The following is a 15,916-nucleotide window of genomic DNA, read 5'->3' as shown; positions in this document are numbered from 1 at the left end:
GCCGGGGCGGAAGAGGTCTCGCCCCGTGGCGGTCGGGGGCGGCGTGCCGGAGGAGGGCGGCCCGGGTCGGCGGAGTGCGATCGGGATTTTTGCGGTGATCTTGATTTTCCTGCTGCTGGCTGGCGGGGTGCTGTTCGGCGTCCACTCCTGCGCGGCCGCCCGGGAGTTCCGGGAGACGGACGAAAAACTGCGGGCGGAATATGCGCACTACCGGGCACAGTTGTCGGAGCTTGAACGGCTCGGTTCGATCGGAACGGAGAAACCGCCGTCGGCGGAGACTGCGGCGGAAGTGGAGGAGTTGCGGCGGCAGGTCCGGGAGTTTTCCGGGACGGCGGCCGACCGGGACGCCCTTGTGCGGGAGATCGCCACGGTTGAAAAACGGTTTCAGGAGGAGCTCAAGCGGCTCAAGCCGTTGACGGAGAAGTGCGAACAGGCGGTTTCGCGTCTGTCCGACTTCCGGCTCGCGGCGGAGCTTGAGGCATTCGAGGCGCGCAGCCGGGCTCATCGGCGGGAAGCAGGGAGCGTTCCGGAGGAGACGTCCGGAGCGGATTCCCCCGCCGTTTCGCTCCGGGACGAGCTGGACCGGATCCGGCAGAGCGCGGGGGGAAATCTGAACACCGTCCGCGAGGCGTCCGGGCGACTGAAAGAGTCGCTGCGCAGGCTCGGCGAAATGCGCGAGACACTTGCGGAAATTCCGTTGAAATCCCCGCCGCCGCCGGAACGGAAGCCGCCGGAGAAACCCGAACCGCCGCTCATCCGGCCGGAGTACGCCTGGATGGAGGCGGCGCGGTTTCTCAACCTTGCCAGGGGGGAATCTGTGACGCTGTCATTCGATATCGATCCGGCGTGGACGCTCTCCGGCGTATGGGCGGAGGGAGGGATCTCCAGCGGCAATGACGTTAATTTGGTCTCGGGCAGCGGCAATGAGGTGAAGCTGACCGTCCGGCAGGAGGGACGGCGTCTGACATTTGAAGTCCGGAAAGGAACGCTCCCAGCGGGCAGCCGCGTGCGACTCCATTTCAAGCCGGAGCACGATCTGTATTTTTACTTTCAGCCCGGGAGTTCCCGGCTCTCGTTCACGGGCGGCGCGGATCTGACGCCGGAGTGGGCCGCTTCCGGGGATCTTCTGCTGGAGTATGGCGGCCGCGCCACGCCGGTCCCGGACGGAGACTGGAAAATCGCTTTGAGAGCGGGGCGTGTGCTCTCCGGATTTGTGAAACTGACCGGGGCGTCGCCGGTGTTTACGATTTCCGGGGAGACGCTCGAGCAGATCTGCCCCGGATACCTGCGTCAGGCCGCCCGGGTGAAAGAGTTGGAGACGGCGGCCATGCGGCTGCGGAAGTATCTCGCCGGGCGCATCGATCTGCCGGTCGCGAGCGTCTGCGCGGAGAAATTCGGGCTCGATACCGGGGAGTTCTGCCGACTTTCCGAATCGCTTGAACGCAACGGGCGTGAGCTTGAGAAGTGGACGAGCCCGGCCGAGGTTCTCGACACCGGGACGGAAGCACGGAAACGCCGGGAAAAACGCCGGTCGCTCGAACTTGAGCGGGCCGGGATCATGCGGGATCTTCAGCAGGAACGCGGGAGATGTGCGCGGGAAATCCTGGCACAAGCTACGATGAAGCAGCTCGGGGAGGTGTTCGGCGCGAACAAGCTGTTTGAGCCCTTTTCGCCCGGCAGCGTCGAATCCGTTCTGGGTGAGGAACGGGCGAAGCTTGCGGAGTTGCGGGCGCAGGTGCTCGCGGAGTTGAAACAGCCGGAGATCGTTCTGGGGAGAAACTTGTTGCCGCAGATCAAAGTTGAGCTTATAAGATAGGACGGTTTATGCAGAAAGAACGACAGGTCGTTGCGCAGATCAACGCATTTCTGGATTCGAGCGACTGGACGAACTCTCCGGTCTCCCGGGAGATACTGGCAGCCTACACGGAGTGCTGCGTCGCAGCCAACCGCCGGCTGGAGCAGTGTTCGATGCTGCTGGGAAGCCGGAAGACGGCCGAGGCGGTGAACCAGGCGGAACGGGATCCTTCGCTGTTTGAGATCGTTCCGCTGCTGAATTTTCCCCGGCTCGCACAATTCCTCGAATTGTGCGACTGGTACGACTGGCCGATGCCGCCGCAGTTGAATATGGCGGTGTTTGAACAGCTCAAAAGCGCTTCGTCCGGCATGTCGGAGTCGGGCCTCACGGAACTCGTCACGGAGTACCGGCGCATCGCGCGCGGAGGAGATCCGCTCGAAAAGGTCCGCCTGCTGCGGAAAATCGCGGCGCTGGACCCGGGCAACCCCGAGTGGCGACAGAATCAGAAACAGCTGGAAACGGAGCTGCTGCCGGACCTGATCGACCGGGCGAAAGCGGCGATCGAACAGGAGGATTTCACTGCGCTGGCGGATTTGCAGCGGGAGCTGACGCATCCGGAACTGCAGATCGCGGTCCCGGAGATCGTGCTCGAAAAGATCCGGCGGGTACTCGACGGGCATCGCCGTGCGGAACTCCGGAAGCGGGCTGCGGCGATTCTCGAAGAGGTCAATCAGGCGTACAGCGCATTCGAGCAGGAGCGGCTAGAAAAGGCTCTGACACGCTGGGAGTCGCTCTGCGGCGACGACCGTTACGAGCCGGAACCGGAAGAACTTGTGCAGATCGAGGACGCCGGGAAGTGGCTCCGGGAGAAGCAGCGCGAGGAGGCGGAGCGACAGGCTTGCGCCGCCACCCGGAAGCGGTTGGAGTTCCTGCTCGATTCCGATGCCTCCCGGGACGAGATCGAGAGGGAGTACGCCACGCTTGCCGCCTATGAGGAGCCGATTCCCGATTATCTCGCCGACCGGATGGAGATGTACCGGCAGCTCTGCGAGAGCGACGAGCGCCACCGGCGGATTCTGCGCACGGTCAAGCTGATTGCCGTCTGCGCCGCGGGGCTGCTGATCCTGGGGGGAGTCGGCTACGTGGTTCTGAGCATCCGGATCGAAAACGCGCAGGCGGAGAAGCTGCGCGCGGCCATCGAATCGGGAAAGCTGCTCGAGGCGCAGTCGGTGTTGAAGTCGATCGAGGAGAACTATCCGATCATCGCGGACGGGGCGAAAATCACGGAGTTGCGCGGGGAGCTTTCGCGGATGGCGTATGACATCAATACGCGGCGGGAGGATTTTCTCGCGAGGATCGCCGAGATCGACGAGGAGCTCGAGAAGGAGTTTCCGGATGCGTCATACATCGAGTCGAAGTTCGCCGACTGCGAGAAGCTCGTTTACTTCGAGGAGGACCGGCGTGCGCTTGCGGAGAAGCGGGAGGAGGTGAAACGGCATCTTGCGGCGGCGGTCCGGCAGGCCGACGGGCTGTTTCTCGAGAAGATCCGGGAGCTCAAGGAGATTCGTGCGGGATTTTTCCGTCATCTCGGCGGTCACGATTACACCCGGGCCGAGCAGATGCTCGAACGCTTCCGGGAGAAAGCCGCGGAGATCTCCGCACTGAAGAGCGTCTCGGAGGAGAGCCGCCGGGAGTACGCCGAACTTCTCGGCTCCTACGGGAAACTCTTCGAGTATTTCGAGGAGGATAAAATGATGCTCAGTCTGATCTCCCGGCTGCAGCAGAACGTCTACGCCGCCGATACCGTGTCGGCGGTCAACGAGGCGGTCACCGATTTTGAAAAGTCTCTGGGGGAGAGGAGTCTGCAGCCGTCGGCCCGGGCGTTCGTCGACGCGCTCTCGGGGGATTCCCGGGCGTTGATTGCGATCATGATGTATCAGGAGAAGCCGGGGCGGGAGTCGATTCCTCAGGATCTCTCCGTCAAGTTTTTCGACGACGCCCGGGCCGCCTGCGAGATGGCGGAATCTTTCGACAAAGCCCGCCGGGAAATGATTGCAGGATTTGAGCTCCTGATGGCGAACGTGATTCACAACCGATTGCGGATGTTCAGCTTCCGTGATCATACGGGTCGGCTTGTCGTGATCTACTTTCCGCTGACCGGAAACGTTTCGTCGCTGTACGATGCGGGGGTGAACAAGCTGAAGTTCCTGAGCGTCGACGACCGGACGGTGGAGATTTCGGTCGACCGGGCGAGGACGTCCGTCCGGATCGGCGAAGATGTCTATCCGGATGTCCGCCCGGTCTATCCGGCCCGGCTGGACCGGAGCGCCCTGCAGGGAGCGATCGCGCCTCACCAGGGGTTGACGGTCGGGACGCTCGCGATGCTCCGGAGGATCGACGGCGTGCAGTTCGAGCCGAAGATCGTCGATGCCATCCGGAAGATCCTCACGGATCCGTACTGCAACCCCTACTGGAAACTCCAGCTCTGCAGCCGGCTTGCGGGGGCGATGTGCAGTGTGCGCGGTATCGATACGCGGGGGTATGCGACGCTGAAGAAGAGTGCCGACGAACTGCTCGGCTCCGACCGCTCCGAGAACGGCATGGAGAATGAACTTCTCAACGACCGGATCGCGTCGGAACTGGCGCGGCTCAAGATCGACGAGCTTTTCCGGGCGCTTCCGGCGAACCGGTTCCGGGTTCGGCTGATCGAAGAGGCGGTGGCGCGGAAGCTGAAATTTCTCGGCGTGATTCAGCGGCTGGACGGCAGGATGATGTTCCGCAAATCCCGGTTCATCACGCGCGACACGGGGGAGGTCTGGTGTTTTGACGACAAGCGTTCGGGTTGCTGGCTGGCCGGACGGTTTCAGGGAAATGAGATCATCTGGAATCCGGAGGTTCGGGATCGGATCGGCAGCTGCGTGGTGTTCACTCCGGAGGATTCGGAAGATACGGCAGGCTTGATTGCGGAGTTTCGGAAAGCGGCTGCGGAGGCGGGAGTCGCCGACTTCCGTCCGCCCGCTTTCTGGCCCGGGAATTTAACCGCAGGAGAAAAGTGACAATGGCGTCCTATTTTATCCGGTTGAACGGCAAGGTTGTGGGGCCGCTGGAGACGGGCAGGATCCGGCAGCTTCTGATGCGCGGGAGATGCGACGGTGATACGCCGGTTTCCATCGACCGCTCCCGCTGGGTGCTGCTGCGCGAGGCGATCGATATCGGGCCGCTTCCGGAGCCGTCCGCGCCGCCGCCGAGGGCGGTCGGGACCGATGAGCCCCGTTTGCGCCCGGCGGAGGCGCCGTCCGGGACGGGCGAGTCCGGTTCGGCCGGGCTGCGGCCGTTCATCATATCGATCTGCCCGGTTTGTCAGCACCGTTTCCGGTTGACTCCGGAGCAGCAGTCGAGCGCGGAGCCGGTTCTTTGTCCCGCCTGCGGTCATGCGTATCCGATTTCAGCGGGGAGTCCTCCCGGCGGGGGAGAACCGCCGCGGGTGGTTCCGTTTCCGTCCGTGCCCTCTGCTGCGGCCGCGGAGAAGCGGAGCGGCGGGAAGCGGCTTGTGATTGCGATTGTCGCTGCGATCGTTGTCGTGCTGCTGTTCGCGGCGGCGGGGGCGGGAGTTTTCCGGTGGCACGCCGGAAGCCGTACTCCGGCGGAGGAAACTCTCCGGCCGGTTTCGGAGCAGTACCGGCGCGGGGTCGGGGTGGTCGTCGCGATGGTGGTCGACCGGAATGGAAATCGCTATCCGTGCCCGGTCGGGACGGCGTTCGCGGTTGCACCGGGGCATTTCGTCACGGACACGCAGACGGCGCAGGATATCCGCAGAGCGCCGGAACAAGTGTCGCAGAAACTCTATTCTCACGATTCCGGATCGGTTGCGTCGAAAGAATTCAGGGTGGATTCCGTGGAGATCCGGCTGAGCGGTTCGGGCGGGGAGGCGTTTGCCGTGAAACAGATCCAGCTGCCCCGGGAGTTTCAGAAAACGACGGAGCGCATCATTCGCCCGGATGTCGCGGTTCTGATCATACAGGGGCGGTCGGAGGTCTGCTTCCCGCGGGCGTCGAGCGGGGAGCTGGAGACGTTGACCGCGGGGAGGCAAGTTGCGTTTCTGGGGTTTCCGCTCGATCAGCTTCGGAGCGGTGACGGGGATCTGGCCGATCCGGTCGCACGGTATGCGGAGGGGGAGCTCCAGTCGCAGCCGGGGTCGGGGAGCGCCGAGGTGGTATCGCCCGGGGAGACACTGTTTTCGCACAACATCCCGGCGCGGAACGCGGGCGGCAGCCCGGTCTTTCTGGAGGACGGGCGCGTGATCGGAATCGTTTCAGGCTGGGTGCCGCCGGGGAGCACCGGGGTTTGTGTGCGGATCGACCGGCTTGACGGGATCGGCGATCCGGTCGAGATCGCGGAGTTCGTCCGGAACTGAATCGGACCTGATGGAGGAGGGAATATGGCATCGCATCCTTATGAATTGAACTGGAAGAAACTCGATCCCGAAGCGCGGCTCGGATTTGCCGCCCGGCGGTTCACCGGTGTGGGGAATCTCTCCTCGGCGCTGCTGGGTTTGCTGTTCACGGGGGTGTTTTATCTTCTGCTCTATCCGCTGTGGCAGATGAACCGCTGGCAGATGGTGAACATGTTTTTTCACGGCGGGCCGGAGAATCGGAGCACGATTCCGTATTACACGATGTTCCTGACGATGTGGAGTCTGGCGTTTCTGCTCATCAAGTGGAGGAAGCTTGTGATTCAGAAACGGGCGCTGCGGATCCGGCTGCTGCCGGACGATCCGGACTACATTCTTTCGCCGCAGAACTCGGCGGAGCTGATTCGGCATTTGAACCGCCGGGTGTACATGGCCGAGGGGTTTCTCGTGCACAACCGGATTCTCAAGGCGCTGGCGAATCTGAAGAACATCGGGCGGGTGGCGGATGTGTCGAGCGTGCTCAAAGACCTCGCCGCGGCCGACGAGAAATACACGGAGGGAACCTACACGCTGCCGCGGGGATTGATCTGGGCGATTCCGGTCACGGGATTCATCGGAACGGTGCTGGGGCTGTCGCAGGCGATCGGCGGATTCGGTGCTGTGGTTGCGCGCGGGGCGGATTTTTCGGAGCTCAAGAGCTCGCTGGGCGGGGTGACCGGCGGGCTGGCGGTGGCGTTCGAGACGACGCTGATTGCGCTGGTAGCCGCGTTGATCGTCCAGCTGCTGCTGACGATTCTCGTTCAAAAGGAGGAGGCGTTTCTGGACGAATGTTCGTCGTACTGTTACCGGAACATCGTTTCGCGGCTGCGGCTGATCGACATCCGTGAGGAGCTCGAGTCGTAATGTTCAAAGATTCCGATCCGCCGGTCTCGCTGTTTTCCTTTCAGGATATCGTCACGACCCTGATCGGAATCATGATTCTCTTTGTGCTGCTGCTCTCGCTGGAGTTGATGGAGACGACCCGGACGTTCGAGCGGAATTCCCCGGTGATGGAGGAGTTGAAGCAGCTGCGCGAACGGCGGCGGAGTCTCGAGGCGCGTTCGGAAGAGATGAGCCGCCGCCTCGAAACGCTCGCGAACGAACTTGACGCCGTCGGGGAGATGAGCGAGGCGGAAATGCGTTACGAGAGCGGCCGTCTCCGGCAGCGGATCGCAACGGCGCGGGCGACGGTTGCGGAGGTGGATCGCCGACTGCTCCAGGCGCGGGAGGCGCAGACGCAGTCCGCGGCGGAGGCCGAGTCACTTTCCCGCCGGGAACAGGAGCTCGAGGAGCGGCGACGGGAGGCGCGCGAGGCGCAGAGTCGCGGGGAGGCGCTGCGGGTGGAGAATCAGCGGCTGCGGGAGGAGATCCGGAAAAAGAGAAATGCCGTGTCCATTGAGTTCGAGGGAGATCGGAATACCGAGCCGATTCTGGTCGAATGCGGGGCGGAGGGGTTTCGCTGGAAGAAATTTTCCTCTCCGGAGGTTCACGGGATCCGGTTCAGCGGGGTGACGGTGACCGATGAGATCGGCGAACTTCTGACGCAGCTCGGTCGATATCCGGCGTCGGGCTGTTACATTCTGTTTCTGATCAAGCCCGGAGGGGCGTCCTATGCGGAGTATCTGTTCCGGGAGTTCTCCCGGCGGCTGCCGACTTACGGATACGGGATGGACCCGCTGCTGGAAAAGGAGTTTTGTTTCTGATGGCGGGGCGTCATTTACCGGACAGTCTGGAGCTGCTGCTGGACACGATGTGCAATACGTTCGGCGGGGTCATGTTCATCACGATCAGCATGGTGCTGATGGTTTCGGCGGTGTCGCGGATGCTCTCCGAAGCGTCGCCGCAGGAGCTTGACCGGCAGGTGCTGGAGGAGGAGCGGCGGCGGATCGCGGCTCTTGAGCAGGAGATCGGGAGGATGGAGACCCGGCTCCGGCTTTCGGATTCGCACGTTGTGCGGGACGATGCGAACTCCCGGGAAGAGGTGGATCTGCTCCGGAAAGCGCTGCGGGAAGCCGCCGCGCTCGAGAACGAAGCCGCCGGAAAACAGTCGCAGCTCGAGGCGCTGGAGCAGGAGATCTCCCGGCAGCGGGAGAGGAACGCCGCCGGAGCGAAACAGCTGCAGGAAGAGGAGCAGCGGATCGAAGCGGCTCTGCGGGAAGAGCATTCTCAGCGCGAGCGGCGGATTCAGGAGCGGGAGGAACTGAAGAAAGAGGAAGCCGCGCAGCGTCCCCGCCGAATCCGGTTTGCGAAGAGCGAGCCGACGAACCTGCAGCCGTATACGATCATTTTGAGCGGGAATGCCTTGCACCGGCTCGGCCCGGGCGGGTTGAGCTGCCGGGAGGTCGAGGTCCGGCGCGAGGGGAATTTGCTCACGCTGATCCCGCGGAACGGGGTGCCGGTTTCGGGGGATATCGGTTCTGCGGAGTTTTCGCGGCTGTTCGCGGACGTCGATCGCGGGCGGTATTTTGTGAGATGTTTTGTCGATCCTGATTCGTTCGAGGTGTTCGCCGGTCTGCGCCGGCGCTTCCGGGAGAACGGGTTCCGGCTCGACTGGATTATCACGGAGGAATTTCTGCTGCGGCTTGTTGACCGGGCGGATTATTCAGCGTCGGAGTGAAAATGAGACGGTTTGAAATCGGTATTAGGTTTCTCGCGGCGGCGCTCCTGTTTCTGTCGGTGATTTCCGGCTGTGACAAACCGGCGGATCCGCCGCCGGCAGCCCCCCCGGGAAAAGTGCGTTCGGGCGGCGGAGAGCGGAAGCCGGAGAGTGCGGAACAGCCCGGCGGCGGAGAACGGAAGCCGGAGCGTGCGGAACAGCCCGGCGGCGGAGAGCGGAAGCCGGAGCGTCCGAAGTCGTCGGGCGGCGGAGAGCGTACGGGGGGCGGCACTCCCGGTTCGGCGGGCACAGCGGATGGATCGGCTCCGGGCGGAACGGGGGTCCCGGGCGGGCGGGGCGCTTCCTCCCGCGGGCTCTCCGAGCGGCTGATCGAGCGGAACTCGACGGAACGCAGAACGTTGTCGGAAGATCGGAAGATATTGTGGAATAAGACGATACGAGATGTTCGGAAGCTGATCCGCCATCCCCGCTGCACGTTCGCTGAATTCGGTGTCGCACGGACGGGGATCGAGCCGCTCGCCGACGACACGTACCAGGTCACGGGGGTGGTCGTCGTGGAGGATTCGGAGGGGCGTGAATTCTGTCGCAGGTACTCCTGCCGGGTGCGGTATCGGAACGGGGGATTTTCCCTGCTGGAGGCCCGGTTCGCGGAGTTCGATTCCCTGTGACGACCCGGCGCGGGAAAGGGAAAGAATCCGGTTTCTCCGAGGCTGTCCCCCGCTTGAATCAGGGTGAAGGAGGGGTTATGTTAATAGGAAACAGCGTTTTATCCCGATATTCAGGAGTGAGGATGTTATGAGAATCGAGGTTCCCGTCATTGCCGCGGCGGATGTTCTGCTGATCGGCGGTTCATTTGATCTGTGTAAACTGGCTCTGCGGCTGCGCCGCCGCGGGCTGAGCGTCTTTTGTGTGACGCCGTACCACTATTTCGGGGAGGATTTCTGCGCGGCACTCGAGTTTTCGCCGGAGAGAGCGCGCCGTTTTTCCGAGTTCGGGCTCGATGTGCCGAACTCGAATCCGGCGGGGATCAAGCAGCTTCTCGGCAGCGTGATGATTTCCGCCGGGGTCGAGTATCTGTTCCAGAACCGCCCGGTCGCGCCGATGTACGACGGGGCGGGGCGGGTCTGCGGCCAGCTTTTCGCGGGGCGCAGCGGCTTTTTCGCGGTCGAGGCCCGCGCAGTGGTCAACGGGCTTGCGCCGATTCCGGAGAATCGGCAGGGGCGCTGCCGGGTGGCGCTCAACGTGATCGACTGCGGCATGAAATTCCGCCGGGTGGAGAGGGAGTTTCGGCTGGAGAGCGGTTCGACGGCGGAGCTCGCGCGGATCGATCTCGAAATGCGGACCTCGGCATGGACTCCGGAGACGCTTCGGCTCGCGGATGAGTGCATCTGGACATTCGAGCAGGACGGCGGCCGTGCGGAACTTCCGGATGAGGAGGAGGTTGTGTCACAGGTAAACGCTTTCTCGCCGACTCCGGGCCGTTCGTTCGGCCGGGCCGCCGCGTGCACTCCCTCCGGCGACGGCGCCAGCGACGGGCGGGGGGATGCGGTGTCGTTCGAGACGCTGTTCCGCTGGCGGAAGTGCCCGGCTGTTCCGTTTGAACTCAATTCACTGCCGTTTGATGCGCGTTACGATGTGTTCGTCTGCGGGGCGGGGACCGGCGGAGCGCCGGCGGCGATCGCCGCGGCGCGGAACGGTGCGCGGGTGCTCTGTGCGGAGAAGCTCTCGATGCCGGGCGGAATCTGCACGGCGGGTCGAATTGCAAGTTACTGGTTCGGAAACTGCTGCGGATTCACCGAGGAGATCGATTCCGGCGTCGGGGCGATGGCTCCGGCGGAGGGGTACGTCCCGTTGCGCGGACACTCCCCGTTCGAGCGCAAGGGCGCGTGGCTGAATCGCGAGCTGTTCCGTTCCGGCTGCGAGGTCCGATACAACACGTTCACGGTCGGAGCGTTGCGCGACGGCACGCGGGTGTGTGGTGCGATTCTGGCGGGCCCGTGGGGGGTCTGCCGGGTGGGGGCGGCGGTCTGCGTCGACGCCAGCGGCAATGCGGATCTCGCCGCGGCGGCCGGAGCGCCGACCCGGCCGCTGGTCGAGACCGAACCGGCGGTGCAGGGAGCGGGGCTGCCGCCGTATGAGCTGGACCGGCCCTGTTTCAACACCGATTATCTGTTCATCTGCGACAGCGATGTGGTCGATGCCACGGCGGCGTTTACGATGGCACATGAAAAATTCGCCGGTCACTTCGACGTTGCGCCGATGCTCGACACGCGCGAGCGCCGCCGCATCGTCGGTGAGATCGAGCTTCAGCCGATGGATTTCTTTGCGCACCGGCAGTACCACGATACGGTGGTGGTGGCGCGCAGCAACTTCGATACGCACGGATTCGTCTGCCATCCGATGTTTCTGCTGCAGCCGGCGGAACACCAGCCCTATTTTGCGAACGTTCCTTACCGGGCTCTGCTGCCGCAGGGCTGGGAGGGGATACTGGTCACGGGACTCGGGATCAGCGCCCACCGGGACTGCATGCCGCTGGTCCGCATGCAGCCGGACGTTCAGAATCAGGGGTACGCCGCCGGTGCCGCCGCCGCGATGGCTGCGAAAGCGGGAACGGCGCTGCGCGCGATTCCGATTCGCGATTTGCAGAAGCAGCTTGTGGAACGCGGGATTCTGCCGCCGGCCATTCTCGAGACCGGGGATTCCCTGGCGGGATTCGAGGAGAACGATTCTCATCTGGAGATCGCCTCTGCGTTCCTGAATCCGGAACGGGCGGTGGAGGAGGCTCTGCGGCGCTTTGCCGCCGAACCCGCGCCGCAGACGGCGGCGCTGCTGGCGTTCCTCGGGAACGACGCGGGACGCGCCGAGCTTGTGCGCGCACTCTCCGCGTCGGCGTGGGACGACGGGTGGAATTACCGCGGCATGGGGCAGTTCGGCCGGAGCGCCTCTGTGGTCGATGTGTGGATCATGGCGCTGGCGCGGATCGGCGGAGGGGAGGAGCAGGTGCTGGAGAAACTGGGAGAACTCTCCCCGGCTTCGGAGTTTTCGCACTTCCGGGCGGTGGCGCTCTATTTCCTCGCGCATCCGTGTGCTGCGGCGGCGGGGGATCTGGAGCGACTGCTCAAGTCGAAGAACTTCCGCGGTCACGCATTCCGGGATATGGCCGCGGTGCTCGACGGGGTGCGCGGGTCGACCGTGGACACGTCGGTGCGCAATGCGCAGCTCAAGGAGTTGTACACGGCAAAAGCGCTGGCGAACTGCGATCCGGCGTCGGAGACCGCCGCCGCGGTGCTGGCCGACTACCGGAATTCCGTGCAGACCTGGTATGCGCTGTTCGCCGGCGCCGGGGAGACTCACTGAATCTGGCGCGAGATCACGAGCACCTTGTTGTAGTAGGTGACGAATGATTTCGCTTTCTCGAATTCGGGAGTCCCTTTGAGCAGGACCATCGCCTCTTTGGAGACTTCGAGCGCCTTGTCGGGCCGTCCGCAGTAGTAGAGGCTGCGGGCGTACTCGCCGATGATGAACCCTTTCTCCCGGTCGTTCTTGAATTTCGGCGCGTTGTAGGCCGCGCGGCAGAGCTTGTAGGCGTTCTCGAGCCGGAGCTGTTCGACGGGCTGATTCATCTCCTGCTGGGCGAATTTGACCAGCAGGATCGGCTGATCGGCGAACTCCTTGATGATGCGGTCAAACCATTTGGTCAAGTCGCTCCACCGCTCTTCGTCCCGCAGGACGATGACGCCCATCTCGTGAAGTTTGAGGTTCTTCGGATCGCGTTTGATGTTCTCGTTGAGGAACTCGAGCGCTTCGTCGGGTTGGTTGAGGAGCGTCGCGAGCAGGCGGGTCTTGAGGGAGATGAGCTCCATGTTGTCGGGATAGGTGACCAGCTCCGCGTTCAGAAGTTTGAGAACGGTCGGATAGTCGCGGATCTTCATCGCATCCATGACCGACTGGGAGAAGATTTCGCGTTCGATGTTCTGTTTGAGGTTGTACTTTCCGGTCGTGATCTCATTGAGGGCCGCTTCCAGCACGGCCGGGGAGCCGCGCCAGACGAGACGCCCCTCCTTGTCGATGACGGCGGCCATCGGAACCCGGTCGCGTTCGCGCATGTAGAGGTTGACGCTGTTGAGCCGGTCGTCCGCTGCGACCGGGAACGGCAGCTCCTTGAGCCGGACGAACTCCCGGATCGATTCCGCCGAGTCGATCCCGACGCCGAGAAAGACGACGTCTTTCTTTTCAAACTCTTTTGAAAGCCGGGCGACGTCGGGGAAGAACTTGGTTCCCTGCTCGCTGAGGGTCCAGAAGAAGAGCACGACGAACTTCTTTCCCTTGAGGTCGGCGAGTTTGACCGGTTTCCCCTGCGGCCAGGCGGCCACGTCGAGTTCCGGTGCGGCCGACCCGGTCGCCGCCGCCGATTTCCCGGGGGCCGGGAGCGGCGCGGCGTGAACGCTGAAACACAGAGCCAGAGCGGCCAGCGCCGCACTGAAAACTTGAGATTTCTTCATCTTTTTTTCTCCAGAAAGTTGAACCATTTGAAAATCCACTCCGCACAGAGCAGGAAGAGTCCGTTGACCAGCAGAATCCACGCCGCCGGAACTCCCGTGAGCAAACCGTGAATTCCTCCCGCGAGCATCGGCATCGCACAGAGCACGAGCGCAAGCCGGAAAAGCCAGCGGCAGAGTCTGAGCAGCACCGGGTTCGGTTTCATACCCGTGCGCGCGCCGGGCGCGGCCGGTTCGGAACGCGGCGTGGTTGTCTCCGCCGGCATCGGCGCCGGCGCGGCTGCGACGGGGCGCGGCCGCTTGAGCGAGGCGTAGACGAGGGTCGAGGTCATGCGCTCGAAGCTCACGCCCGAGACTCTCGAGGCTTTCGGCACGAGACTTGTCGCGGTGCAGCCGGGCAGGGAGTTCCCCTCGAGCATGTACGGTACGCCGTCCGCCCTGCCGACGATGAAGTCGACACGCAGGATGTCGCGGCACCCCGCGCCGAGGTAGAATGCGAACGCCGCGTCGGAAGCGCGTTGAACCGTTTCGGGCGAAAGTGTCCGCACCGGGCAGAAGTATTCGGTGTGACCGTCCTTGTAGACGTATTTCGCGTCGTAGTCGTAGAAGCCGTGGGGACTTTTGATCTCGATCGCGGGGAGGATGCGGCCGTTCACGATCGGAACGGTGATCTCAACACCGTCGATGTGCTCTTCGACGAGGAGTTCGGGGGCGAATTTAAGCTCCTCTTCGAGGGCTTGCTCCCACTCCGCGGCGGAATCGACTTTCCTGATGCCGATGGTCGAGCCTTCCATCGGGGCTTTCAGAATGACCGGATAGCGCAGCGAATCCGGCAGATGCGGCTGCCGGGCCGAGACGATTCCCCACTTTGCGGTCGGCAGACCGAACCGGTCCATAAGCCGTTTGCTCGCGATCTTGTCCATCACGAGAAGACTCGCTTTGCTGCCGGATCCGACAAAGCGCAATGCGTTATCTTCAAATACCTTCTGAATTTCCCCATCCTCGCCGAATCCGCCGTGCAGGACCGGGTAGACCACATCCGCGTCACGCATTTCCGGGTAGAGACGGCACTCTTTCACATCCGTGAGCGTGACGGCGAATCCGGTGTTGCGCAGTGCGCGCGCGACGGCGTCGCCGCTCTTGAGGGAGATCTCGCGCTCGCTCGAAGTGCCGCCGTAGAGCACATTGACTTTCGGCGGCCGGGCGGAGTCGAGCACATCCCGCTCCGACTGCGGATTGAGGAACTTCACTTCCGGCAGCAGGTAAAACCCGTGTTTCTCCGCGACCGCACGCCGCATGACCGAGAGGAGTTCGACGTACTCTTTTTCGCTCGCACCGCCGGCGTTGACGACGTAATTCGCGTGTTCCGCGGCGACTTTGAGTTTGCCGAGCCGGAACTCCCGGAGTCCGCATTCGTCGATGAGCCGCCCGGCCGGATCGAGTTCCGAGACGTTGCGGAACGTACACCCGGCGCTGCGGCCGGCCGGTTCGCGGCGGCGGCGTTCGAGCACTTCGGCCTCGATTGCGGCGAGTTCGGCGGCGGAATCCGCCGCCGGGAGTTCGAGCACGGCGCGCGTGATGACCACATCCGCCGGAATCGAACTGCGCCGATAGTTCCACTCGATCTCGGAGGTTTTCGCGTGGTAGGGAGTTCCATTGAAGTAAAATCCGGCGACTTCCCGGACGAGGCTGCCGATCTGCACGCCGGAAGCGCCTGCGTTCATGCGCAGCGCTCCGCCGAGGGTGCCGGGAATGCCCGAGAGCGGCGCGAGTCCGCCGAACCCCGCTTCCGCAGCGCGGCGCGCGAGGTCGGGCAGGCGCATGCGCGCGCCCGCGCAGACACCCGCGTCATTTTTCTCAAATCCGGAAAATCCCTCGCGGGAGAGGCGCACGCCGAGCATCGGGCAGGGGGCGTCCATTCCGACGAGGTTGGTGCCGCCGCCGAGGATGAAGAGGGGAATCCCCTGTTTCGAGGTGAATGCGAGCAGCGCGGCAAGCTGTTTCTCGTCGGCGACTTCCGCGAGGAACGGCAGTTTTGAGCCGACGCCGAGGGTCGTGAGTTCCGCATACGGCACGTCGGCGCGTATGGTCAGATCCGGGAACTCATTGCGGATCAGTTCGATCTGGGATTTCATGATTGCTTTCCATAAACTGCGGCGGGATCGAAGACGGCGGGGGCGGTTTCAACCAGGGAGCCGGATTGGAGTTTGCGGTAGAAGCAGCTCCGGTGTCCGGTGTGGCAGGCGGCGCCGCCCTTTTGCTCGACCTTGAAGATCACAGTGTCGAGATCGCAGTCGACGAGGATTTCGCGGACGATCTGAACGTTGCCGGACTCTTCGCCCTTGCGCCAGAGTTTGTTGCGGCTGCGCGAGAAATAGACTGCGCGCCCGGTCGCGAGGGTCTCTTCCCACGCTTCGCGGTTGAGATAGGCCATCATCAGGACGGTGCCGTCGTCGGCGTCCTGCGCGATCGCCGGAATCAGGCCGCCGGATTTTTCAAAATCGAGTTCGATCACCTTATGCCTCATATTGTTGATTGGGTTGCTGACCATCATC

Annotated in this window: 11 protein-coding genes; 8 read left to right on the top strand and 3 right to left on the bottom strand. The window is 63.5% G+C overall.

Annotated features, from left to right (window positions below):
- From Q0J85_RS11370 to Q0J85_RS11335, 8 genes are all read left to right on the top strand, one after another.
- Positions 1 to 1,816 (top strand): hypothetical protein (locus tag Q0J85_RS11370; protein WP_294481585.1); only part of this gene is annotated, 1,816 nt, incomplete at its 5' end.
- 8 nt (positions 1,817 to 1,824) lie between these two features.
- Positions 1,825 to 4,851, top strand: a complete 3,027-nt coding sequence (locus Q0J85_RS11365) for a hypothetical protein (RefSeq protein ID WP_294481581.1) — start codon at positions 1,825 to 1,827, stop codon at positions 4,849 to 4,851.
- A gap of 2 nt (positions 4,852 to 4,853) precedes the next feature.
- The gene (locus Q0J85_RS11360) at positions 4,854 to 6,209 is read left to right on the top strand and encodes a hypothetical protein (protein WP_294481580.1); all 1,356 of its coding nucleotides are present in this window, start codon (positions 4,854 to 4,856) and stop codon (positions 6,207 to 6,209) included.
- 24 nt (positions 6,210 to 6,233) lie between these two features.
- Positions 6,234 to 7,109, top strand: coding sequence for a MotA/TolQ/ExbB proton channel family protein (locus Q0J85_RS11355; protein WP_294481577.1), 876 nt, complete (start codon positions 6,234 to 6,236; stop codon positions 7,107 to 7,109).
- A complete protein-coding gene (locus Q0J85_RS11350; protein ID WP_294481575.1) occupies positions 7,109 to 7,948 on the top strand; it encodes a hypothetical protein in 840 nt (279 codons plus the stop codon). The genes Q0J85_RS11355 and Q0J85_RS11350 overlap by 1 nt, the downstream gene beginning before the upstream one ends.
- A complete protein-coding gene (locus tag Q0J85_RS11345) occupies positions 7,948 to 8,862 on the top strand; it encodes a hypothetical protein (protein WP_294481573.1) in 915 nt (304 codons plus the stop codon). Before Q0J85_RS11350 ends, Q0J85_RS11345 begins: the two co-directional genes overlap by 1 nt.
- A gap of 2 nt (positions 8,863 to 8,864) precedes the next feature.
- Complete coding sequence (locus Q0J85_RS11340) at positions 8,865 to 9,530, top strand: hypothetical protein (RefSeq protein ID WP_294481570.1); 666 nt, start codon at positions 8,865 to 8,867, stop codon at positions 9,528 to 9,530.
- 127 nt (positions 9,531 to 9,657) lie between these two features.
- Complete coding sequence (locus Q0J85_RS11335; RefSeq protein WP_294481569.1) at positions 9,658 to 12,219, top strand: FAD-dependent oxidoreductase; 2,562 nt, start codon at positions 9,658 to 9,660, stop codon at positions 12,217 to 12,219.
- On the opposite strand, the gene Q0J85_RS11330 is transcribed toward Q0J85_RS11335, so the two are convergent.
- The 3 genes from Q0J85_RS11330 to hisI are packed head-to-tail and all read right to left on the bottom strand — an operon-like array spanning position 12,213 to position 15,876.
- Positions 12,213 to 13,364, bottom strand: coding sequence for a redoxin domain-containing protein (locus Q0J85_RS11330; RefSeq protein ID WP_294481567.1), 1,152 nt, complete (start codon positions 13,362 to 13,364; stop codon positions 12,213 to 12,215). The two genes, Q0J85_RS11335 and Q0J85_RS11330, sit on opposite strands and share 7 nt — an antisense overlap.
- The gene (locus Q0J85_RS11325) at positions 13,361 to 15,496 is read right to left on the bottom strand and encodes a D-alanine--D-alanine ligase (RefSeq protein ID WP_294481565.1); all 2,136 of its coding nucleotides are present in this window, start codon (positions 15,494 to 15,496) and stop codon (positions 13,361 to 13,363) included. Before Q0J85_RS11325 ends, Q0J85_RS11330 begins: the two co-directional genes overlap by 4 nt.
- Positions 15,493 to 15,876, bottom strand: a complete 384-nt coding sequence (hisI, locus tag Q0J85_RS11320) for a phosphoribosyl-AMP cyclohydrolase (RefSeq protein WP_294481563.1) — start codon at positions 15,874 to 15,876, stop codon at positions 15,493 to 15,495. Before hisI ends, Q0J85_RS11325 begins: the two co-directional genes overlap by 4 nt.
- Positions 15,877 to 15,916 lie beyond the last annotated feature (40 nt).

Origin of the sequence: uncultured Victivallis sp., assembly GCA_944389935.1 — a bacterium.
Taxonomy (GTDB): Bacteria; Verrucomicrobiota; Lentisphaeria; order Victivallales; family Victivallaceae; genus Victivallis.
Note: the sequence above shows the minus strand (reverse complement) of the source record. Positions and strands in the feature narration are given on the sequence as shown.

Coding starts and splice junctions, on each gene's coding strand:
- Q0J85_RS11365 (WP_294481581.1), top strand. CDS start 1,825: ATGCAGAAAGAACGACAGGTCGTTGCGCAGATCAACGCATTTCTGGAT.
- Q0J85_RS11360 (WP_294481580.1), top strand. CDS start 4,854: ATGGCGTCCTATTTTATCCGGTTGAACGGCAAGGTTGTGGGGCCGCTG.
- Q0J85_RS11355 (WP_294481577.1), top strand. CDS start 6,234: ATGGCATCGCATCCTTATGAATTGAACTGGAAGAAACTCGATCCCGAA.
- Q0J85_RS11350 (WP_294481575.1), top strand. CDS start 7,109: ATGTTCAAAGATTCCGATCCGCCGGTCTCGCTGTTTTCCTTTCAGGAT.
- Q0J85_RS11345 (WP_294481573.1), top strand. CDS start 7,948: ATGGCGGGGCGTCATTTACCGGACAGTCTGGAGCTGCTGCTGGACACG.
- Q0J85_RS11340 (WP_294481570.1), top strand. CDS start 8,865: ATGAGACGGTTTGAAATCGGTATTAGGTTTCTCGCGGCGGCGCTCCTG.
- Q0J85_RS11335 (WP_294481569.1), top strand. CDS start 9,658: ATGAGAATCGAGGTTCCCGTCATTGCCGCGGCGGATGTTCTGCTGATC.
- Q0J85_RS11330 (WP_294481567.1), bottom strand. CDS start 13,364: ATGAAGAAATCTCAAGTTTTCAGTGCGGCGCTGGCCGCTCTGGCTCTG.
- Q0J85_RS11325 (WP_294481565.1), bottom strand. CDS start 15,496: ATGAAATCCCAGATCGAACTGATCCGCAATGAGTTCCCGGATCTGACC.